Annotated in this window: 17 protein-coding genes, 2 pseudogenes and 1 riboswitch; of the genes and pseudogenes, 7 read left to right on the plus strand and 12 right to left on the minus strand. The window is 64.8% G+C overall.

Annotation, left to right across the window (positions count from 1 at the left end; all coding sequences use genetic code 11):
* Positions 1–36 precede the first annotated feature (36 nt).
* Positions 37–1,149, minus strand: coding sequence for an acyl-CoA dehydrogenase family protein (locus tag K359_RS0137640; protein WP_029083858.1), 1,113 nt, complete (start codon positions 1,147–1,149; stop codon positions 37–39).
* 36 nt (positions 1,150–1,185) lie between these two features.
* Complete coding sequence (locus K359_RS0137645) at positions 1,186–1,728, minus strand: OsmC family protein (protein ID WP_029083859.1); 543 nt, start codon at positions 1,726–1,728, stop codon at positions 1,186–1,188.
* 265 nt (positions 1,729–1,993) lie between these two features.
* Between K359_RS0137645 and K359_RS0137655 the strand changes: the two genes are divergently transcribed.
* Positions 1,994–2,647 (plus strand): TetR/AcrR family transcriptional regulator, encoded by a 654-nt coding sequence (locus K359_RS0137655; RefSeq protein WP_029083860.1) that lies wholly within the window; start codon positions 1,994–1,996, stop codon positions 2,645–2,647.
* A 15-nt stretch (positions 2,648–2,662) separates the two neighbouring features.
* On the opposite strand, the gene K359_RS61960 is transcribed toward K359_RS0137655, so the two are convergent.
* The 4 genes and pseudogenes from K359_RS61960 to K359_RS54270 all read right to left on the minus strand — a co-directional run.
* Entirely contained in the window at positions 2,663–2,836 is a 174-nt protein-coding gene (locus tag K359_RS61960; RefSeq protein WP_156928864.1) for a hypothetical protein, read from the minus strand.
* The gene (locus tag K359_RS0137665; protein WP_156928865.1) at positions 2,833–3,936 is read right to left on the minus strand and encodes a lipopolysaccharide assembly protein LapB; all 1,104 of its coding nucleotides are present in this window, start codon (positions 3,934–3,936) and stop codon (positions 2,833–2,835) included. The genes K359_RS61960 and K359_RS0137665 overlap by 4 nt, the downstream gene beginning before the upstream one ends.
* Before the next feature lie 116 nt (positions 3,937–4,052).
* Positions 4,053–4,781 (minus strand): SDR family oxidoreductase, encoded by a 729-nt coding sequence (locus K359_RS0137670; RefSeq protein WP_029083862.1) that lies wholly within the window; start codon positions 4,779–4,781, stop codon positions 4,053–4,055.
* Positions 4,782–4,957: 176 nt separating this feature from the next.
* Positions 4,958–5,764, minus strand: a pseudogene (locus tag K359_RS54270) (LysR family transcriptional regulator); the annotation flags it as partial.
* 92 nt (positions 5,765–5,856) lie between these two features.
* On the opposite strand from K359_RS54270, the pseudogene K359_RS54275 reads away from it, so the two are divergent.
* Positions 5,857–6,311 (plus strand): annotated as a pseudogene (locus K359_RS54275) (PACE efflux transporter).
* A 230-nt stretch (positions 6,312–6,541) separates the two neighbouring features.
* On the plus strand, positions 6,542–7,768 hold the full coding sequence (locus K359_RS0137685; RefSeq protein ID WP_029083863.1) for an ABC transporter substrate-binding protein: 1,227 nt from the start codon (positions 6,542–6,544) through the stop codon (positions 7,766–7,768).
* Positions 7,769–7,844: 76 nt separating this feature from the next.
* Here K359_RS0137685 and K359_RS0137690 read toward each other — a convergent pair whose 3' ends face one another.
* The 4 genes from K359_RS0137690 to K359_RS0137700 form a co-directional block, all read right to left on the minus strand.
* Complete coding sequence (locus K359_RS0137690; RefSeq protein WP_051346632.1) at positions 7,845–8,762, minus strand: MBL fold metallo-hydrolase; 918 nt, start codon at positions 8,760–8,762, stop codon at positions 7,845–7,847.
* A 362-nt stretch (positions 8,763–9,124) separates the two neighbouring features.
* Positions 9,125–9,319 (minus strand): hypothetical protein, encoded by a 195-nt coding sequence (locus K359_RS64855; RefSeq protein ID WP_245284839.1) that lies wholly within the window; start codon positions 9,317–9,319, stop codon positions 9,125–9,127.
* Complete coding sequence (locus tag K359_RS54280; RefSeq protein WP_245284840.1) at positions 9,319–10,413, minus strand: adenylate/guanylate cyclase domain-containing protein; 1,095 nt, start codon at positions 10,411–10,413, stop codon at positions 9,319–9,321. The genes K359_RS64855 and K359_RS54280 overlap by 1 nt, the downstream gene beginning before the upstream one ends.
* Positions 10,414–10,896: 483 nt before the next feature.
* Positions 10,897–12,093, minus strand: a complete 1,197-nt coding sequence (locus K359_RS0137700; RefSeq protein WP_029083865.1) for a TrmJ/YjtD family RNA methyltransferase — start codon at positions 12,091–12,093, stop codon at positions 10,897–10,899.
* A 341-nt stretch (positions 12,094–12,434) separates the two neighbouring features.
* Here K359_RS0137700 and K359_RS54285 point away from each other — a divergent pair, with 341 nt between their 5' ends.
* The 3 genes from K359_RS54285 to K359_RS0137715 all read left to right on the plus strand — a co-directional run bounded on the left by K359_RS54285 (position 12,435) and on the right by K359_RS0137715 (position 15,668).
* On the plus strand, positions 12,435–13,793 hold the full coding sequence (locus tag K359_RS54285) for a S9 family peptidase (RefSeq protein ID WP_198031236.1): 1,359 nt from the start codon (positions 12,435–12,437) through the stop codon (positions 13,791–13,793).
* Between the two features lie 123 nt (positions 13,794–13,916).
* On the plus strand, positions 13,917–15,131 hold the full coding sequence (locus tag K359_RS0137710) for an NADP-dependent isocitrate dehydrogenase (RefSeq protein ID WP_029083866.1): 1,215 nt from the start codon (positions 13,917–13,919) through the stop codon (positions 15,129–15,131).
* 36 nt (positions 15,132–15,167) lie between these two features.
* On the plus strand, positions 15,168–15,668 hold the full coding sequence (locus K359_RS0137715) for a DUF3455 domain-containing protein (RefSeq protein ID WP_029083867.1): 501 nt from the start codon (positions 15,168–15,170) through the stop codon (positions 15,666–15,668).
* 94 nt (positions 15,669–15,762) lie between these two features.
* Here the strand turns inward: K359_RS0137715 and K359_RS0137720 are convergent, their stop codons facing one another.
* The gene (locus tag K359_RS0137720) at positions 15,763–17,013 is read right to left on the minus strand and encodes a cyclic nucleotide-gated ion channel (protein WP_029083868.1); all 1,251 of its coding nucleotides are present in this window, start codon (positions 17,011–17,013) and stop codon (positions 15,763–15,765) included.
* An 11-nt stretch (positions 17,014–17,024) separates the two neighbouring features.
* Entirely contained in the window at positions 17,025–19,700 is a 2,676-nt protein-coding gene (alaS, locus tag K359_RS0137725) for an alanine--tRNA ligase (RefSeq protein WP_029083869.1), read from the minus strand.
* 202 nt (positions 19,701–19,902) lie between these two features.
* A riboswitch (glycine riboswitch) is annotated at positions 19,903–19,992 on the plus strand.
* Positions 19,993–20,132: 140 nt separating this feature from the next.
* Between alaS and gcvT the strand changes: the two genes are divergently transcribed.
* Positions 20,133–21,278, plus strand: coding sequence for a glycine cleavage system aminomethyltransferase GcvT (gcvT, locus tag K359_RS0137730; RefSeq protein WP_029083870.1), 1,146 nt, complete (start codon positions 20,133–20,135; stop codon positions 21,276–21,278).
* Positions 21,279–21,285: the final 7 nt, after the last annotated feature.

The raw sequence follows: 21,285 nt of genomic DNA on the forward strand, positions 1-21,285 counted from the left end.
TGCGTGGTTGCAGTTGTGGTGGTCCCGAACTCTCCTTCACCCGTCCGCCAGCATCTTGCGCAGCTGCTTGGTGGCAGGCGTGACGATGGCGACGAAATAGGCTTCGCGCAGCCTGCGCTGGGCGCGGTGGCTCATCAGGTAGCCGCGCGCGCCGCAATGGAGCATCGCGGCATGCGCGACCGCGACGCTGGCATCGCCGATCCGCAAGCGCAGCGCAACGACACGGCGCCAGTAGCTGTCGTCGGCATTGTAGGGATCGTGCGCCAGCGCCATCGCCTCCTTCTCGAACTCGGCATAGAGCTCGCGGAATTGCACCGGCTGCTGCGGCAGATAGCGGTTGACGTGACCGAGCGGCGCATGGACCTCGTCCATGATGTTGATGCAGTCCTTCATCAGGCCGAGGCCCATGCCGGCCTGCAGCAGGATGAATCCGGCGCGGATCTTCTTGACGAACGGCGCGGCCGGCTCGGCCAGGATCAGATCGTCAGGCACGAACACGTCACGAAACTGGACGCCATAGGTGCCGGTGCCGTCCATCGCCAGGAACGGCTTGCACGGCGTCAGCGTGATCGCGGGATCGGAGCAGTCGGCGAGGAACATGACCGTGGTGCCCTCCTCGTCCTCGCGCTCGAAGATCGTGCCGAAGTAATGGTCGGGGCCGAGATTGGACACCCAGGGCAGCGCGCCGCGCACGATGTAGCCGCCTTCGACCTTGCGGCCCTTCAGCTTCAGCCGCTCGATGCCGAAGAAGCTCTTCATCGGGTTGGACAGCCCGGTGCCGCCGAGCGCGCGCCCGCTGGAGAAGCAGTTGCCGAAGCGCGCGGCGAGCTTCATGTTGGTGGAATTGGCGACGTACCAGACCAGCGTGTTCTGGCACCAGGCCATGAAGGCGGTGGCGCCGCAGACCTCGCCGAGCGCGGCCATCGACTGGATCGCCCAGCGCAAATCGGCGGGGCCCTCCTGCGGCACGTGGCTGCTCCACGCGCCGACCTTGCCGAGCCGGCGCAGGAACTCGCCGGGATAGACCGAGCCGGCATCGATCGCGGACGCGAGCGGTGCCAGCTCCTGACGGGCGAGGCGCGCGACCTCGTCCGTGATGGTCGGTGCGGGATCTTGAGCTGCGACCCGCGATAAAGCCAGTGAACCCATGGATGGTCTCCGCACCTTAAAATTGCCGGTCGAGCGCTACGCACTGACCTCGAGATTGACGGGACGGGTGAAGGTGTTGGCGACCGGCGACCACTTCTTCACATGCGCCACCAGCGCGTCGATCTCGACCCGCGGGACGCCCTCACATTCCATGTCGACCTTGACGCGGACGTCGGTGAAGCCGACCGGCTTCTCGCTGACGTCGCCGGTGCCCCACACCGCGGTGATGTTGAGGTCGCCCTCGAGCTCGAGCTCGAGCTTGTTGACGATCCAGCCGCGATGCACGGCGTTGGCGTGCAGGCCGACCGCAAGGCAGGAGCCGAGCGCGGCGAGCGAGGCCTCGGAGGGATTGGGCGCGGTGTCGTCACCGAGCAGCCCCGGCGGCTCGTCGACGATGTAGGGCGCGAGGTTGCGGATGTAGTTGGCGTGGCGGAACTTGCCCTCGGCCACCGTCTTGCACTTCAAGGTCTTGATCACCTTCGGGTTGGCCTTGCCGTTGGCAATCAGCTGCTCGAGCCCGCCTCTGTCGATCGGCGCGAGGCAGCCGGTCAGTGCGGTTTTTTGAGCGACAGCGGTCATCAGTTTTCTCCCTGGGAGCGATTGAAATTCAGGATACCGAACGGTCTGTTTCCTGCACGAAGCGTGCCAGTCCACCGCCAAATCAAAAGCTGAAATCGCGCAGGCGCTTAGCTCTGGCTGCCTGCGGATTGACCAGCGCCGGTCTGCTCAATCGCGGTGCATCTGCCGCGCTGCCGCGATTATTTTCAGCGCAGGACGCCGGAGATGACCGCCCCCGTGAAGATGCGGCTTGATGATTTTGCCGCGCTCCGATTTACTGCCGCGCATGGCCAAATCGCTCACGAAGAAAAAACCTGCTGCGGCGTTCGCCGCCGGCGACGACGAATCCGCGCGCGGACGCCTGCTCAACGCGGCGACGCATCTGTTCTGCAAGAACGGCATCAACGCCACCGGCATCGATGCGATCATCGACGAGGCCGGCACCGCGAAGACCACGCTCTACAAATTGTTCGGCTCGAAGACCAACCTCGTGCACGCGGTGCTGGAGAGCGAAGGCAAGCAGTGGCGCGAATGGTTCATCGGCGCGATCGAGGCCGGCGGCGGCGATCCGCAGACCAAGCTGTCGCGGATCTTCCCTGCGCTGAAGGTCTGGTTCGCCGAGGAGCGGTTCTACGGCTGCCCGTTCATCAACGCGGTCGCCGAGCACGACAAGGACGCCAAGCAGTTCCGCAACATCGCGCTGAAGCACAAGAAGGTGGTGCTGGCGCATATCGAAAAACTCGCCGCCGAGATGGGCGCGGCCGAGCCGGCCGTGCTCGCGCACCAGCTCGCGCTGTTGATCGACGGCGCCATCGTCGCCGCCATGGTGTCGTGTGATCCTGCTGTCGCCGACACCGCCGGCCTCGCCGCGGGCAATCTGTTCGCCCCGGCCAAGGTGAAGAGGCCGAAGCGCGCCGCGGAGCAACTGGTCGCCGTCTAGCGACAGCGAACGGCGTCAGTGCTTTGTGTCGAGCCTGCGCAGTTCCGCATTGGCCGGCGCCGATTCGATGAAGGTCTTCGGGCAAGCGTCCGCGGCGAGGTGAAGCAGCCGCACGCCCTCGTCCGTCGCCCCCTTTACGAGCGCCAGCTCGCCGCCATAGAAATGGGCTTCGCAGAGCTGCCCTCTCATCCGACCGGATCGGCGGCGTCGGCGGCTTTCATGACCGCCTCCAAAGTTGTTGCGCCGAGGAACAAGCGAATGATCGGCCCCGGCCATTGTGACATGTCAAGCTGCCTGGAGGCCTCCTCAAGCTCGCTCGGTTGACCCATCTTCCGACGCAGGAGGTCGAGCCATAGCTGTGTATATGGATTTTTCCGATCGAGTTCGCCCGCGCGAACGAGATCGTCGCGCGCCTCCGACAAGCGGTTATCCTGGATATAGGCGATCCCGGCCCACCGATGGAAATAGGGATCGTTCGGGGCCAGTTCGATTGCCTGCTTGATACTGGATAGCGCTTGTTCGAGATCGCCACGAGCGAGAAGGATGCTGGCTCGGCCTTGATACGGTCGGGGATCTTTCGGATTGAACTGGATGGCCTGATTGAAGTCGGCCGAAGCAAGCTCAAGATCGCCCTTGGAGGTATGAGCGCGGCCGCGGCAAGTGCGGCCAGCACCGGCGCCGCGTTCCGGGCTGATCTCGATCGCGCGATTGCAGTCCGCAATGGCACGGTCCGGTTCACCCTTGAAGTCGTAGGCGCCCGCGCGGCCGAGATAAGCGGCGACATTGTCCGGATGAACGAGAAGCACCTGACCGTAGTCGGCGATCGCACGATCGACATCTTGCTTCATCATGTAGGCGCCAGCCCGCCCGAGGTAGGCGTAAGCATCTTTTGGATTGAGTTCTATGCCCCTACCGTAGTCGGCAAGTGCCTCGTCGACCGCCGCCTTCAGCTTGTAGGCCCATGCTCTGCGGAGAAAGGCGATCTGATTGTTCGGATCATGTTCGATGACATGATTGTAGTCCGCGATTGCTCGATCTACCTCGCCCTTCTCAAGAAGGAAGGTGGCCCGCCGAAAGTACGCAAAGATCGTCCCTTGCAGATTGGCCGGCATCGCTTCGATCACCGCCGTGCAACCCGCGATGCGATCATCCGCGCTGATATTGGCAGTCGCGTTGCACTTGGCCGCCAAGGATGGTTGTGCACGGACCGTCGGAATCGGCGCCAGCCACACACCAAGCAAGATCGTGAACGCCTTGGCGGCGAATCCACATTTCACTGCTTTCGTCACGTCGTCCCCCGCGCCCACCGGGGGATTCTTAGCAAAGCTTGCGCCCGCAACACAACCTTTCGTTGCTTGATGCCGCAATAGGCGAGCCTGCGACGGTATTGCTTGATGCCACGATCCTACAGATCGAAATTCGTCGGCATCATCACGACGTCGCGGATCGTCATGCCGCGCGGCCGGGTCAGCATGAAGATCACGACCTCGGCGACTTCGCTCGCCTCGAGCAGGCTGCCCGCCGCCTTGGCCTCCTGCAGCTTCTCCGCCGGCCAGTCGGCGAGCAGCGCGCTGATCACGGGCCCGGGGGAGATCGAGCCGACGCGGATGCCGTGCTTGAACACCTGGCGCCGCACCGTCTGCACGAAGCAGTTGACCGCCCATTTCGACGACGCATAGACCGGCTCCCACGGCGTCGGGAAATGCGCTGCGAGCGAACTGGTGACGATGATGTCGCCGCTACCGCGCGCGATCATGTGCGGCAGCACGTCGTGCACGTTCTTCATCACGACGTTGACGTTGAGATTCAGCATGCGGTCGATCGCTGATGTGTCGGCATCGACGAGGTCGCCGCCGACATAGCTGCCGGCATTGGCGTGCAGGATGTCGAGCCGGCCGGCCTTCTCCAGCACTTTCGGTAGCAGCGTCGCGCAATCCTTCGCATCGAGCAGGTCGATCACCAGCGGGATCACGGCATCGCCGTGCTTCGTCGCGAGCGCCTGCAGCGCCGCGGCGTCGCGGTCGACCATCACCACGCGTACGCCTGCGGCCAGCATCGCCTCGCTGCTCGCCAGCCCGATGCCCGACGCCGCCCCGGTCACGGCCGCCACCTTGCCTTCCAATTGCTTCGCCATCGTCTCCACCCTGTCAGGTCAGTGCGGCGCGCATGGCAACACATCGCGGTCGCGATGTCAGCACCCCCACGTTGTCTGACGCGCATGTCCTGTCACATGCGGAGCATCGGCGGTCGCGTGGCGAAACGGCGACGCAGCCATTTTGCCGCCGGCCCCGCCGGCCGCTGCTTGTGTCAGACCACTTCGAGCGCGACCGGATGCGCGCCCTCGTCGAATTCCAGTTCGGGAATTGCCAGTTCTTCGGCAACCGACGAACTCGCCATGATGTGGGCCGGGATCAGCGCCCAGCCGACGCCTTGCTTGAGGATTTGCAGGATGACCCAATGGCTCTCGACCCACCACACCTCCGCTGCGACACGAAGCCTGTGCCGCTCGGTGCCTTCATTGCGCACCGTGACCATGATCTGGCGATGCCGCTTCAGCTCCTCCCAGTCCACCCGCCCATGCGCCAGCGGATGGTTCTCGCCGCAAACCAGCTGCAGCGGCACCCAGCCGATGGTCTTGAAGCCGAGTTCAGGCGGCAGATGCTCCTGCCGCCACATCACGCCGACATCGGCCTTGCCGTCGAGCACGAGACGGCTGACGTCCTCCATGATCGGAAACAACAGCTCCAGTTCGACATGGGGAAAACGCCCAGCGAATTCCGCAAACAGCTCCCCGACCGCGCTCTCCGGATAGAGCTCGTCGATCGCCACCACCAACCGCTTCTCGACATGCGCCTCGAAGCTGCTCGCAACGCCGATCAGGTGCTCGCGGCGATCGAGGATCAATTTTGCTTCCGGCAATAGTCGCGCCCCCGCCTCGGTCAGCACCGGGATGCGACCGGCCCGGTCGAACAGCGCAATGCCGAGGTCTGCTTCCAGGTTGGCGACGTGGGTGCTGACGGCCGATTGCGCTTTCTTCAGAAGCCGCGCCGCACCGGAGAACGAGCCCTGCTCGGCCGCCGCCACGAAGGATTCGAGCTGGTCCATGGAAACGGCCATCTATCTCTTTTCCAGATACTATCCAACTTTAGAATCGCACAATATCAGATAGAAACCCGGTCACAACGACAAGAAAGGGTTTCACCATGTCCATGCGTTCCTTCTCCGACCGGGTCAGGCACGCAGTCCTGTTCGAGCTGATCGGTATCGCGATCTTCACGCCGGCGGCCGCCTGGCTGTTCAATCAGCCGATCGCCCATATGGGCGTCATCGGCGTCGTCTCGGCGACGGTGGCGAGGCCTGGAACTTCATGTTCAATCTCGGCTTCGACCACGCACTGGTCCGCTTCACCGGCCGTGTCGCCAAGACGGTGCCGATCCGCCTCGCGCACGCGATGCTGTTCGAGGCCGGTCTGATCGTGCTGCTGATCCCGTTCGTCGCGTGGTATCTCGGCATCTCGCTGTGGGCCGCGCTGATGATGGATATCTCCATCGTCGCGTTCTATCTGGTCTACGCGTTCGCATTCAACATCGCTTACGATCGCGTCTTTCCGCTGCGCCGGCGCGGCGCGCATGCCCGCACGGCAAGCCGGGCCCTGCCGGCCTGACCGGCGCCAGTGCTCGGCGCGGTGGATCATTTGATCTGCCGCGCCGGACCCTGACACCGCAGCAATATTCCTGATGGTAGCGACTGCGCACAAGTTCCGCCGTGCAGCGCTCATAGACTGGTTCGATCCGGCTTGAGCGCTGTACAGTGCTTGAAGCCGGCATGCCCGTCAGAGGCTGCCAAACGGCCAACAATGCCAAAACGGCCAACAACAAGAAGCGGAGGACTCCAATGACAACAACCCGTTCAATCCAGCCAACCCGCCGTCATCTCATCAAGGGCGCAGCTGCGACGTCAGCCGCGCTGCTGCTCGGCAAGCCCGCGATCGCCAAAGGCAAGACCGAGATCGTGATCGGCAACATCGACGCCTATTCGGGACCGGCTGCGGTCTATTCGTCGATCGGCCGCACGCCGGGCGGCTATTTCAAGATGATCAACGAGCAAGGCGGCATCAACGGCCGCATGATCCGGTACATCACCTATGACGACGCCTACAGCCCGGCCAAGACGGTGGAACAGGCGCGCAAGCTGGTCGAAGGCGACGAGATCGACGTGCTGTTTGCCCCGCTCGGTGCGCCGACCAATGCGGCGATCATGAAGTACATGAACCAGAAGAAGGTCCCGCACCTCTTCATCGCCTCGGGCGCCACCAAGTTCGGCGACTACAGGAACTTCCCCTACACGATGGGCTTCCAGCCCTGCTACCAGATCGAGGGCCGGGCGTTCGCGCAGCATGTGCTGTCGACCCAGGCCGACGCCAAGATCGGCATCGTCTACCAGAACGACGATTTCGGCCGCGACGTGTTGAAAGGTTTTAAGGACGGGCTCGGCGCCAAGGGATCCGCAATCGTGGCGGAGCTGTCCTACGAAACCGCTGATCCAACCATCGACAGCCAGGTGGTGCGCTGCAAATCCGCCGGCGCCAACGTGTTCATGAGCATGACCACGCCGAAATTCGCAGCCCAAGGCATCAAGAAGATCGCCGAGCTCGGCTGGCAGCCGGCGCATTACATCGGCAACAACGCCTCGTCCGCGGGCTCGACGCTGAAGGCCGCAGGGTACGACGTGTCCAAGGGGATTATCTCCAGCGCCTATTTGAAGGATCCGGTCGACGCCGCCTGGGACAGCGATCCCGCGATCCAGAAATGGCGGGCCTTTCTCGACAAATACGATCCGGCCGCCGCCAAGAACGACATCTACGCCGTCACCGGCTATCTCACCAGCCAGATCCTGGTTCAGGTGCTGAAGCAGTGCGGCGACGACGTCTCGTCCGACAGCATCATCAAGCAGGCGGCAAACCTGAAGGATTTCGAATCCGACATGCTACTGCCCGGCATCAAGATCAACACCTCGCCATCCGACTATTATCCGCTCGAGCAGTTGCAACTGGTGCGCTTCAGCGGCGAACGCTACGAGCCGATGGGACCGTTGATCGACGGCGGCATCTCGAAGGCCTGATCGCAGCGCACGCCCAGGGCGTGATCTCATCAACGCGATGAGCACGCGCCCTGGTTCGGCCTAACCTGACAAGCGGTCAGTAGTCCCAGAACACCGGCACCCAGCGGAAGGCGTCGCCATCGACCGCGACATGGCCGACGGACGGGAACGGCAGGTGCGTGGCCACCAGCAGCCCACCGGTCTCGGCCAGCTCGCGCAAGAGACGGATACGAACGCGGGCGGCCTCCTCGGGGTCGTGTTCGAAGCCGTTGAACCAGTCTGGGTGCTCGAACCCGACCGCGAACACGGCGTCGCCTGCGAAGGTCAGGCTGTCGCCGCCGGACGCGAGGCGAACCACGCTGTGTCCGGGGGTGTGGCCGCCGGTGCGATGGACGACCACCCCTGGCGCGATCTCATGCTTGTCCTCGAACGTGCGAAGCTGGCTCTGGTACTCTTTCCTGAACCGCTTGGCGGTCGCCCGCAGCGCGTCCGGGAATCCCGGCGGCATCGAGACGTGGGAAAAATCAGGCGCCTCCCAGAACTTGACCTCGGCGGCCGCCACGTGGATCCGCAGGTCCGGACGCAGCCGCTCCTTCACCCCGTCGACGAGCAGCCCGCCAACGTGGTCCATGTGCATGTGGGTCAACACCACGTCGGTCACGGACCCAAGATCGATGCCGGCGGCCTCCAGCCGCTTGATCAACTGCCCGGCCCGCGGCAAGTGCAGGTCCGGGTCGAGCCCCAGCCCGGCGTCAATCAGGATGGTCTGCCCGCCGCTCCGCACCACGACGACGTTCAGCGCCCAATCGAACGCGTCGGGCGGTAGGAACATGTCGTTCAGCCAGGCCGTCCGGTCGGCCTTGTCGGCGTTGTGTCCCAACATCGCGGTTGGGAGCGGCAGCACCCCATCGCTGACCACCAGCACGTCAATCTCTCCGATCCGCAGCGCGTAACGCGACGGAACCAGCTCTTCGGGCCCCGGCCGACCGAGGTGTGAGGTGTTGTGTAGGTTCATGGTTCTCTCCAGCTGACCGACCACGCTGTGTTGCGGCGTGGTTGCGTTAGAATGGAGAGATGTCTAGCGAACCGGCTCTGCCGCTGCGCCAGACCGATTGTCGTCAGTGTAGAGAGATTGCTGCCGATGCGCGCAAAGGCGACGGCTCGATGCACAGGTAGGCCGACTGTGCGGCGCACCCGAGGAAAATGAGCACGAACGATCACAACGCGAACGCGAATGGACCTTCGCGCTACCCGATGATGGCACTTCCAACCTTCTGTAGAAATGACAACTTGACGCACATGGGGTGCGACAATTCGGCCCCGGCAAACTCGAGCGCGGGGGGCGCCGGCGTCCCGCGGCGCTACGTGTTCATGCATTCACCTTTCGACAGCGAAAATGCGCCATTCGCCTGGAACACCTTTGAGCGAATGACTGCCTCGGTCACCAAAGCGCAGGCCGGACCCCGCCACCAGATCCTTGACCGTACCCGACACCAGCACTTCGCTTGCACCGGCAAGGGCCGCGACGCGAGCACCGATGTGAACAGCAATTCCGCCGACATCATCGCCCATCACTTCGCATTCGCCTGTACGTCGATGCCCAGGCCCCTGACCTCGTCGGCAATTGCGCACGCGCACCGCACGCCGCGGGCCGGTCCGTCGAAGGTGGCGAGCACGCCGTCGCCGGTCATCTTGACTTCGCGGCCGCGGAATCTGGAGAGGCTGCGCCGGATCACGGCATGATGATGATCAAGCAGGTCGCGCCATCGATGGTCGCCGAGCGTGGCGGCTTTCTCGGTCGAACCGACGATGTCGGTAAAGAGCACCGTGGAAAGCACGCGATCGACCGCAACGGGTGGCCGTGAGCCGGTCAGAAACTCCTCGATTGCATCGGAAATGTCACCGGCATTCTCACCGAAGAAAGGGAGATGGTCTTCCCCCGGGAACTCCAGATAGCGCGCACCTGGAATATGCTTCGCGAGAAACCGGCCCCCCTCGACGCTGACGACCCTGTCGTCGGTCCGATGGATGACAAGGGTAGGAACCCGAATTGTGGAGACGATGTCGCTGACGTCGATCAGGTGGTTCATGCGGGCGAACGACGCGGCACCGGCCGGGCTATTCGACATTCGTTCGTTCCTGGCCCACCAGCGACTGACTGCCGGATCATGCGCGCGGGAGGGCGCATACCTCGTCAGGCTGAGGCCGCTTCCCCAGGCGCGCCGGATATATTCGAGGCTTTGCTCCAACCTCACCTGCGCGAATGTTGATGCGGGATAGGCGTTGCAGAGCACCAGTGCGCGGCAGCGATCGGGATAGGTCGCGGCGAACAACGCCGACATCGTGCCCCCCTCGGAGTTGCCGAGGAGCGCCGCCTGCTCCATGCCCGCAGCATCCGTCACCGCCCGCAGATCGTCCATGCGCTGGTCGAGACCGGGGAAGTCGGTCACGCGATCCGACAGGCCGGTGCCACGCTTGTCGAACATGGCGACCCTGGCGTAGCTGCCCAAGCGGAGCAGCCAACGTGTAACGTCCGGCTCCTCCCACCACTGCTCGACATTGGTGAAGCCAGGGGGCACGAAAACGACGTTGACGGGGCCTTCGCCGAAGGTCTGATAGGCGATGTGAACGTCGCCGCTCTTGGCGTACCGCGTGTCCGGCTGCATTAACGCCCCCCACGCTTCCCGAGGTTTTCACGGCCAGCGTGGAATTATAGCGAAAGATTGGATCGTCCGAAACGGCTCAAGATCGCCTGCCCAGACGCGTCGAAAGCCAGCCCGGTACGCCGCCCATGTTCGATCGAGACCGAACGCGTGCGCAGGCGCCGAAGGGTGACGATGCGGGAGCCCTGCCTATTGCGCGCTGAAGGGCACCTGCCCCCTCGCCTTGAAGGTCCTGCAAGGCTCAGGCAATTCACGTCGCGAGAATGCGAATGTGTGACTCACAAGCGGCACCACACACTCAGTGTCGTCCCGGCGCAGGCCGGGACCCATAACCACCGAAGGTGATTGTTGCGCGACGCTGGGGCCACAGCCTTCCTTACCAACCCAATCCTGTGGTTATGGCTCCCGGCCTTCGCCGGGACGACGCGTGGAAGGAGCTATTCGCCCAAATTCACGCGTGCCGCACGGACAGAACGACAGCGTGAGCTACCGCCCCCGCAAACTCCCCTCCAGCCGCGCCAGCTCGCCGTCGAGATCGCGCTCGACGTCGGCCACGTGCATGTCGACCACCCGATAGTCGCGCGCCTCGAGCCAGGCGCGGCGCTTGGCGCGGTCGGCGCCGATGGCCTCGCTCTCGTTCGGATTGACTAGCTCGATCGCGATCCGGTGCACGAAGGAGACGAAGTCGGGGATGTGGCGGCCGACCGGGGTCTGGCGCTTGAACTGGCCGGCGAAGCGGCGGTCCCGCGTCAGCGCCTGCCACAGGATCCGTTCGGCATCGGTCGGGTTGCGGCGGAGCAGCCGGGCGAGGCCGCGCACCGTGCTGGAGTTGTCGGCGACGGCGCCGCCCCCACCCTGCTCGGCGAGCAGCGCCCGCAGCCGAGTGGCCTGGGCGCCGTCGAGCACCCCGCCCTTGGCCGGGCCCTTGCGTCCCTCGGCGATCGCCATCACCACCCCGTGCAGCGTGTGCATGTCCTGCTTGGTCGGGTCCATCCGGGTGAAGATGTTGCGCAGGTTCACCAGCATGGTGTCGCGCTTCTCCGCCGGGCGCAGGAACTCGACCTTGTCGAGCTCGGCGACGAGGTTGTCGAAGAACGCCTGCATCTGGTGCTGGGAGGCCGGCTCGGACCGCTCAGGCATCGCGAACGGCAGCGCGCCCGCGGTCGACAGCTTGAACCACTCATAGCCCATCAACAGCACCGCCTGCGCCAGATTGAGCGAGGCGAAGCCCGGGTTGACCGGGAAGGTGATGATGCGGTTGGCGAGCGCGACCTCCTCGTTGGTCAGGCCGGAGCGCTCCCGCCCGAACAGGATGCCGGCGCCGCCGCCGGAGGCGACATGGCCGACGATCTCGCCGGCCGCGCCTTCCGGCCCGACCACCGGCTTGGCCTGGTCGTGGGCACGGGCGGTGGTCGCAAACACCAGCGTCAGGTCGGCGATCGCCTGCTCGACGGTGTCGAACAGCTCGACCGAACCGATGATGTGGTCGGCGCCGGCGGCGGCGCGTTGCGCGGCGACATTCGGCCAGCCGTCACGCGGATTGACGATGCGCATCCGGGTCAACGCAAAGTTGCCCATCGCGCGCGCGGCCATGCCGATGTTCTCGCCAAGCTGCGGCTCGACCAGGATGACGACGGGACCGGCAAGGTCGTGCCCTGCCTTGGTCTTGTCGGTGCCGGACATCTCACTTCACTTTCTGATTCAACGTCTGAAGGTTTTGAATCAGCTTCCGAAGAGCCAGATTCAAAGTCTCATGCAGGCGGCCCAAGAGCAGCATCGACCAGCTGTGCACCGGTTTTGCGCGGGACCATTTTCTCCAAGGAGATAACAGGGTTAGCGGCGATTGCGAATCCTCAATCGGAGTCCAGGTCGCGCGCAACGAAGGCTCCCGCTTGCGCGCGCTTCGCCTTCGGATAGGCTATCAACCACAACCAAAGCGAAGCTGTAAAGGCACGTTTGAGACGCCGGTTGAACGGCGGGGCACCTTGGGGGCACGACGATGCGGGGCAGATGGACGCTGGCGATTGTGGGCCTTCGACAAGGAGAACATCGGCCTCGAGGGCCATTCGATGGGCGGCTGGACCGTGCTGGCCGCCGCCGCGGCGATGCCCAACGACTACAAGTCGATGGTGCTGGAGGGCTCGTCCACCGGCAAGCCGTTCGCCGCCGAGGGCGCCGCGAGCTGGCCGCGCAACACCGCTTTGGTGTTCGCCCAGTACGAGGAATTCTCCACCCTGATGTGGGGCGTCGACCTTGCCCGCGACGTCGCCACGAGCCCAAAGCTCTGGGCGCTGTTCGGCACTCAGGGCGCGGTCGAGCCCGGCAAGGTCTATGGCGATCCGGCCAATGGCACCGCCCGCATGCTCTACACGCCGGCGATGACCCATCCGGCCGAGCACATCTCGCATGAGGCGATCGGCTACAGCCTCGACTGGTTCGCCAAAACGCTGAGGGGCGGCACGGCGCGGCCAGCAGACGACCAGATCTGGTTCCGCAAGGAGATCGGCACCCTGATCGCGCTGATCGGCTTCGTCGCGCTGGTGATCGGGACGTTCGACGGGCTGCTGGAGGCACCGATGTTCTCCCGCCTGCGGCTGCCGGCGGTCGCCGACGGCACCATGCCGCCGCATGAGGCCGCGAGCGGACGGCGCTGGACCACAGCGTTCATCCTCTCGGCCTTCATTCCGGCGCTGACCTATTATCCGGCCTTTGCGCTGGGCGGCACCTTCGTGACCCCGAGCACGTTCCTGCCGCAGGGCATCACCAACCAGATCCTGGTCTGGGTCATCATCAACGGCCTCATCACGCTCGCCCTGATGCGGTTCGCGCCGAAGCGCGCCAGCCGGGCCGGCCTCGTCGGTCAATCCGTCGTGATCGCGGTGATTTCGGTTGCGGTCGGCTATGCCGCGCTCTGGCTCGCCGACCTCGCGTTCAAGATCGACTTCAGGTTCTGGATCGTCGCACTTAAGTTGATGAGCGCGAAGCAATTCCTCATCTTCCTGATCTATCTGATTCCGTTCACGACGTTTTTCGTCGTGGCGCTGCACGTGCTGCACCGGAATTTCTCGACCATGGATGCCCCGCGCGGGGCGCTCTATCTGACCAACATCCTGGCGCTGACGTTCGGTTTCATCGTGTTGCTGGTCCTGCAATACGGCACGCTGTGGCTGACCGGAAAACTGTTCAATCCGATCCCGGACCCCAGTTTCGTTCCGCTCTCGACCATCGTCGCGATCCAGTTCGTGCCGCTCCTGGCGATCGTCGCCGTGATCGCGACCTTCACCTGGCGGCGGACCGGATCGAGCCTGCCGGGGGCCCTGATCGCAGGCCTGTTCGTGACCTGGTACATCGTGGCCGGGACCGCCACGCAGGTCCCATTTTAGCTGAAAAGATGGGCTTAAAGTGCATAACCGGTCCGCTTCCGCCCGCCCCCGGGCGGTGCTATAGCGCAGGCGTATTCCAACCCGCGGTCAAAAGCGCGCTGTTCCCAAGAGGGCCCCTCCGTCATGGCAAAAATCAAGGTATCCAATCCCGTCGTCGAGCTCGATGGCGACGAGATGACCCGGATCATCTGGCAGTACATCAAGGACAAGCTGATCAACCCGTTCCTGGATGTCGAACTGCTCTATTTCGATCTCGGCATGGAATACCGCGATGAGACCAACGACCAGGTGACCATTGATGCCGCCGAAGCCATCAAGAAGGTCGGCGTCGGCGTCAAATGCGCCACCATCACCCCCGACGAGGCCCGGGTGAAGGAGTTCGGCCTGAAGCAGATGTGGAAGTCGCCGAACGGCACCATCCGCAACATCCTCGGCGGCGTGATCTTCCGCGAACCGATCATCTGCAAGAACGTGCCGCGCCTGGTTCCGGGCTGGACCAAGCCGATCATCATCGGCCGCCACGCCTATGGCGACCAGTACCGCGCCACCGACATCAAGTTCCCCGGCAAGGGCACGCTGTCGATGAAATTCGTCGGCGAGGACGGCACCGTGATCGAGCGCGAAGTGTTCAAGGCGCCCGGCGCCGGCGTCGCGATGGAGATGTACAATCTCGACGATTCCATCATCGATTTCGCCCGCGCCTCCCTCAACTACGGCCTGCTGCGCAACTACCCGGTCTATCTCTCGACCAAGAACACCATCCTCAAGGTCTATGACGGCCGCTTCAAGGACATCTTCCAGGACATCTACGACCGCGAGTTCAAGAAGGAATTCGAGGCGAAGGGCCTGACCTACGAGCACCGCCTGATCGACGACATGGTGGCCTCGGCGCTGAAATGGTCCGGCGGCTATGTCTGGGCCTGCAAGAACTATGACGGCGACGTGCAGTCCGACACCGTGGCCCAGGGCTACGGCTCGCTCGGCCTGATGACCTCGGTGCTGCTCACTCCGGACGGCAAGACCGTCGAGGCTGAAGCCGCCCACGGCACCGTGACCCGCCACTACCGCGAGCACCAGAAGGGCAAGGAGACCTCGACCAACTCGATCGCGTCGATCTTCGCCTGGACCCGTGGCCTCGCCCACCGCGCCAAGCTCGACAACAATCCGGAACTGGCGAAGTTCGCCACGACCCTGGAGAAGGTCTGCGTCGCGACCGTCGAAGAGGGCTACATGACCAAGGACCTCGCGCTCCTGGTCGGCGCCGACCAGCGCTGGCTCTCGACCACCGGCTTCCTCGACAAGGTTGCCGACAACCTCGGCAAGGCGATGGCGGCCTAAGGCCGCCTGTTGCCGAACGTTGCAGTGAGCGTGACCATGACCCTACTCGGCCGGGTGACGCTCGCATCCTTGTTGCTGACCGGATCGGCGGCGCTCGCTGCCGATCCCCTGCCCGCCCCCGTTGCGGCGCCGGACGAGACCGCGGTCCTCGCCGTCCATGCCGAGGGCGCCCAGGTTTATGAGTGCAAGCCGGTCACCGACGGCAAGCTCGCCTGGTCGTTCCGCGAACCCATCGCCACCCTGATCGCCGGCGGCCGCACGGTCGGCCGGCACTATGCCGGCCCGAACTGGGAGCATGTCGACGGCAGCGCCGTGACCGCCCGCACCGCCGGCAGCGCACCGGGCGCAACTGCCGCCGACATTCCCTGGCTGAAACTCGAGGTGATCGCCCACCGCGGCAACGGCGTGCTGACCAGCGTCGCCACTGTGCAGCGGATCAACACATCTGGCGGGCAGCTCGACGGCGCCTGCGACAAGGTCGGCGCGTTGCAGAGCGTCCCCTATTCGGCAGATTACGTGTTCCTGCGCCGCGACTAGAGCGTTTTCGAGCGAAGTGGACACCGGTTCGCGTGAAGAAAACGCGTCAAAAGAAGAATCTAGAGCCTCGTTCCGATTCAATCGGAATGAGGCTCTAGTCGCGGATACCGCCGTCGGTCTCGCCCGGCGCCTGCGCGATTTCGCTGACGGCCAGGTCGCCACCGGCCGTAAGCGGATCGGCGAGCCGCGCCTCCGCCGTTTCCCGGACATGGGCGGCGAGCGCCGGCATGCGCTCGATCAGGGCATGGAAGTCCTGCGCGTCGAGCACCAACAGCTTGGTCTTGCGCCTCGCCGTCACGGTGCCGGAGCGGTTGGTCCGCCGGAGCAGCGCGATCTCGCCGAAGAACGCGCCGTCGGCAAGCTTCACAAGCTGGCTCGGCAGGTCGATCTCGACCTCGCCCGCGGTGATGAAATACATCGACGACGCCGCATCGCCGCGCCGCACCAGCACCTCGCCGGCCTCGATGGTCTGCGAGCGCAGCAGGCGCATGATGTCGGCGATATCGGCCGCGTTGAGATGCGAGAACAGCGGCACCCGCGCCAGCATGCCCCAGGTCACGACGAAATCGCGGCGCCGGACCTCGTCGGCGAACGCGGTCGAGACGATCGCGACCGGCAGGGCGATCATCGCGAAGCCGACCACGATCGCAACCACGGTCACGATCCGCCCGAGCGGCGTCACCGGGACGACGTCGCCGTAACCGACCGTGCCGAGCGTCACGATCGCCCACCACATCGCCTGCGGCATGGTGCCGAACTTGTCCGGCTGCACTTTGTGCTCGATGGCATAGAGCAGCGAGGCGAACAGCAGCACCGCGCCGGTCAGGATCACGACGCAGCCGAACAGCGTGCGCCGTTCGGCGTGCAGCGCCGCCAGCAGCGAGCGCATCGCGGTCGAATAGCGCACCAGCTTCAGGAACGGCAGCATGCCGAACAGCACCAACGCGGTCTTGTCGTTGATGACCAGCGCGATGGCCGACGGCAGGAAGGCGAGCAGATCGATCACGCCGAGCGCCGAGAAGGCGTATTCGAGCCGCGCCTGCAACGGCGTCATGTCTCGCAGCGAGCGGCCGACCACGCTCCAGAGCCGCGCGGCATATTCCAGCGCAAACGCAATGACGGCGGCGATCTCGATCGCCGTGAACAGCCACCACAGCTGGGCGTCGAACTCGGGCACCGATGCCAGGATCGCCGCCAGCACATCGACGGTGATGATCGCGATGACGAGCCGGACAAAGCGCGAGCCGACCGAATGCGGCAGGTGGTCCTGCTCGAGCAGCTCGTAGAGACGGTCGCGCAGCCCGGGATCGCTGATCGTGGGCTTGCCCGGAGCCGTCGCCACGATCAGCCTCTCCGTCAGGCGCTCGCCATCGCCTGCTCGATCGCCGACAGCGCGGCGTCCGCCTTGGCGCCGTCGGGACCGCCCGCCTGCGCCATGTCGGGCCGGCCGCCGCCGCCCTTGCCGCCGAGCACCTCGGAGCCCTTGCGCACCAGCTCAACCGCGTTGAAGCGCGAGGTCAGGTCGGCGGTGACGCCGACCACGATGCCGGCCTTGCCGTCCTCGGTGACGCCGACGATGGCGACCACGCCGGAGCCGATCTGCTTCTTGCCGTCGTCGACCAGGCTCTTGAGGTCCTTGGTCTCGACGCCCTCGACCGCGCGGGCGAGCAGCTTGACATTGCCGACCTCGCGCACGCCCGAGGCCGCGCCGTTCGACGACGCGCCGCCGCCGCCCATCGCGAGCTTCTTGCGGGCATCCGACAGGTCGCGCTCGAGCTTCTTGCGCTCCTCCATCAGGGCTGCGATGCGCGCCGGCACATCCTCGATCGTGGTGCGCAGCTCGGCCGCCGCGGTCTTGGCCAGCGCCATGGTGTCGTTGGCGTGCTTGCGCGCGTGGTGTCCAGTCAGCGCCTCGATGCGGCGAACGCCTGAGGCCACCGCGCTCTCGCTGGTCACCGAAATCAGGCCGATGTCGCCGGTGCGGCGGACATGGGTGCCGCCGCAGAGCTCGACCGACCAGCCGAGCGCATTCTGGCCGTGCTCGCGGGCACTCTTGCCCATCGAGACGACACGGACCTCGTCACCGTATTTCTCGCCGAACAGTGCGCGCGCACCCGCCTCGCGGGCGTCGTCGACACCCATGACGCGGGTCGTCACCTCGTCATTTTCCAGCACCACGTCGTTGGCGATGTCCTCGACCCGGGAGAGTTCTTCCGGCGTGATCGGCTTCGGATGCACGAAATCGAAGCGCAGGCGATCGGGCGCGACCAGCGAGCCGCGCTGGGCGATGTGATCGCCGAGCACCTGGCGCAGCGCCTCATGCAACAGATGCGTCGCCGAATGGTTCGCTCGGATCGACGAACGCCTGGCGTGGTCGACCTCGAGCTGCAGCGCGGTGCCGACGTTGAGCGTACCCTGCTCCACCGTGCCGACATGCACGAACAGATCGCCGGCCTTCTTCTGCATGTCGGTGACGCGGAATTTGACGCCTTCGCCGGTGAGGATGCCGACGTCGCCGACCTGACCACCTGACTCGGCATAGAACGGCGTCTGGTTCAGCACGATCGCGGCGCTCTCGCCGGCCTTGAGGCCGTCGACCTCGGCACCGTCCTTGACCAGCGCCGTCACTACGCCTTCCGCGCTCTCGGTCTCATACCCGAGGAATTCGGTCGCACCGAGTTTCTCGCGCAGCGGGAACCAGATGTTTTCGGTCGCCGCCTCGCCCGAACCGACCCAGGACGCACGCGCCTTCTCGCGCTGACGGTTCATCGCGTCGGTGAATGAGGCCTGATCGACGCTGATGCCGCGCGACTTCAGCGCGTCCTGCGTCAGGTCCAGCGGGAAGCCGTAGGTGTCGTACAGCGTGAACGCAGTGTCGCCGTCGAACATGTCGCCCTTCTTGAGGCCGGCGCTCTTCTCGTCGAGGATCGACAGGCCACGCACCAGCGTCTTGCGGAAGCGCGTCTCTTCCAGCCGCAGCGTCTCCTCGATCAGCTTCTCGGCGCGCACCAGGTCCGGATAGGCCTGGCCCATCTCGCGGACCAGCGCCCAGACCAGGCGATGCATCAGCGGCTCGCTGGCACCCAGAAGCTGCGCGTGGCGCATCGCGCGGCGCATGATCCGGCGCAGCACGTAGCCGCGGCCCTCGTTCGACGGCAGCACGCCATCGGCAATCAGGAACGCCGACGAGCGCAGATGGTCCGCGATCACCCGGTACGACGCGACGTTCTGCGCGTTCGGCCCATGGCCGAGCGCCGACGCGGCCGCATCGATCAAATGGCGGAACAGATCGGTCTCGAACACGCTCTCGACGCCCTGCAGGATGGCCGCCATGCGTTCCAGCCCCATGCCGGTGTCGATCGAGGGACGCGGCAGCGCCACGCGCTCCTCCTTCGTCACCTGCTCGTACTGCATGAACACCAGGTTCCAGAATTCGAGGAAGCGATCGCCATCCTCCTCCGGGCTGCCCGGAGGTCCGCCCCAGATGTGCTCGCCGCGGTCGATGAAGATCTCGGAGCACGGCCCGCACGGGCCGGTATCGCCCATCGCCCAGAAATTGTCCGAGGTCGGGATGCGGATGATGCGGTCCTCCGAGAAGCCCGCGATCTTCTTCCAATAGCCGGCCGCCTCGTCGTCGGTGTGGTAGACGGTGACGAGCAGCTTGTCCTTCTTCAGCCCGAAATCCTTGGTGATCAGATTCCAGGCGAGCTCGATCGCGCGCTCTTTGAAGTAGTCGCCGAACGAGAAATTGCCCAGCATCTCGAAGAAGGTGAGATGGCGCGCGGTGTAGCCGACATTGTCGAGGTCGTTATGCTTGCCGCCGGCGCGCACGCACTTCTGCGACGTCGTGGCGCGCTGATAGGCGCGCTTTTCGACACCGGTGAAGACGTTCTTGAACTGCACCATGCCGGCATTGGTGAACATCAAGGTCGGGTCGTTGCGCGGAACCAGCGGCGACGACGCCACGATCTCGTGGCCGTTCTCCTTGAAGAAGTTCAGAAATGTCGACCTGATGTCGTTGACGCTGCTCATGTTCATCCAATCGGAAAAAGGGGCCGGCCAGCCGCAAAAAGGCGTCATTTTCCGGCCGAACGCTTTTAGACATTGCCAGCTGCGGTGTCCAGAAACTGTGCAGGCGGATCATGGGCTTGCCGCGGCAGCACAAAGCCCATTGGATAGTTGCTGCAGCTGCGTTGACAGTCTTGGTGGCGCCGTGTTTTCTACCTACCTGTACTTAAGTCACGTCGGGAGAGACCGGCCTTGCGCCGGCGCCGAAGGAGCAACCGCCCCGGAAACTCTCAGGCAAAAGGACCGCGTGACGTCTGACATCTGGAAAGAGGCGCTGGGGTTATCCCCGATGCGTCCGCCGACGGGATAATACTCTCAGGCACAGCGACAGATGGGGCTTTCTGCAGGTTTCTCAAGGGGAAATAGGTCCCCTGCGGGAACCGCGAGGGCCCTGTGATGCTTGCGCGCGAAACTTCCCCGCTGAAACAGACCCCGCTGCACGCGTTGCACCTGGCGCGCGGCGCCAAGATGGTGCCGTTCGCCGGCTATGACATGCCGGTGCAATACACCGCCGGCGTGCTCAAGGAGCACCTGCACACCCGCAAGGAAGCCGGCCTGTTCGACGTGTCGCACATGGGCCAGCTTGTCCTGAAGGCCAAATCCGGCAAGGTCACCGATGCGGCGCTCGCGCTGGAGAAGCTGGTGCCGCAGGACATTGTTGGCATCGCGCCGGGACGGCAGCGCTACGCGCAATTCACCAACGACGACGGCGGGCTGCTCGACGATTTGATGGTCGCGAATTTCGGCGATCATTTGTTCCTGGTGGTCAACGCCGCCTGCAAGGCCGAGGACGAGGCGCATCTGCGCGCGCATCTCTCCGACGCCTGCGAAATCGTGTCGCTGGCCGACCGCGCGCTGATTGCGCTGCAGGGACCGAAAGCCGAATCGGCGCTGGCGAAACTTTGTGCAGATGTCAGTTCGATGAAATTCATGGACGCCGGCCCGCGCCGCGTCGCCGACATCGACTGCTTCGTCTCGCGCTCCGGCTATACCGGCGAGGACGGTTTTGAGATTTCGGTGCCGGCGGACAAGGCCGAAGCCCTGGTCACGGCGTTGCTGGACAATCCCGACGTGCTGCCGATCGGGCTCGGCGCGCGCGACAGCCTGCGGCTCGAAGCCGGGCTCTGCCTCTATGGCCACGATATCGACACCACGACGACGCCAGTCGAAGGCGCGCTGGAATGGTCGGTGCAGAAGGTGCGCCGCAGCGGCGGCGCCCGTGCCGGCGGTTTTCCGGGCGCCGACAAGATCCTCGCCCAATTCGCGCAAGGTGCCTCCCGCCGCCGTGTCGGCTTGAAGCCTGACGGCCGCGCACCGGTGCGCGAAGGTGCAGCCCTGTTTGCCGATCCGACCTCGACCGAGCCAATCGGCAAGGTGACGTCGGGCGGCTTCGGCCCGAGCCTCAATGCGCCGGTTGCGATGGGCTATCTGCCGACCTCGCTTTCCGCGCTCGACACCACCGTTTTCGCCGAAGTGCGCGGCCAGCGGCTGCCGCTGAAAGTCGCCGCCACGCCGTTCGTTCCCAATACCTACAAACGCTAGACGCCAA

Origin of the sequence: Bradyrhizobium sp. th-b2 (genome assembly GCF_000426785.1) — a bacterium.
Lineage (GTDB): Bacteria > Pseudomonadota > Alphaproteobacteria > Rhizobiales > Xanthobacteraceae > Bradyrhizobium > Bradyrhizobium septentrionale.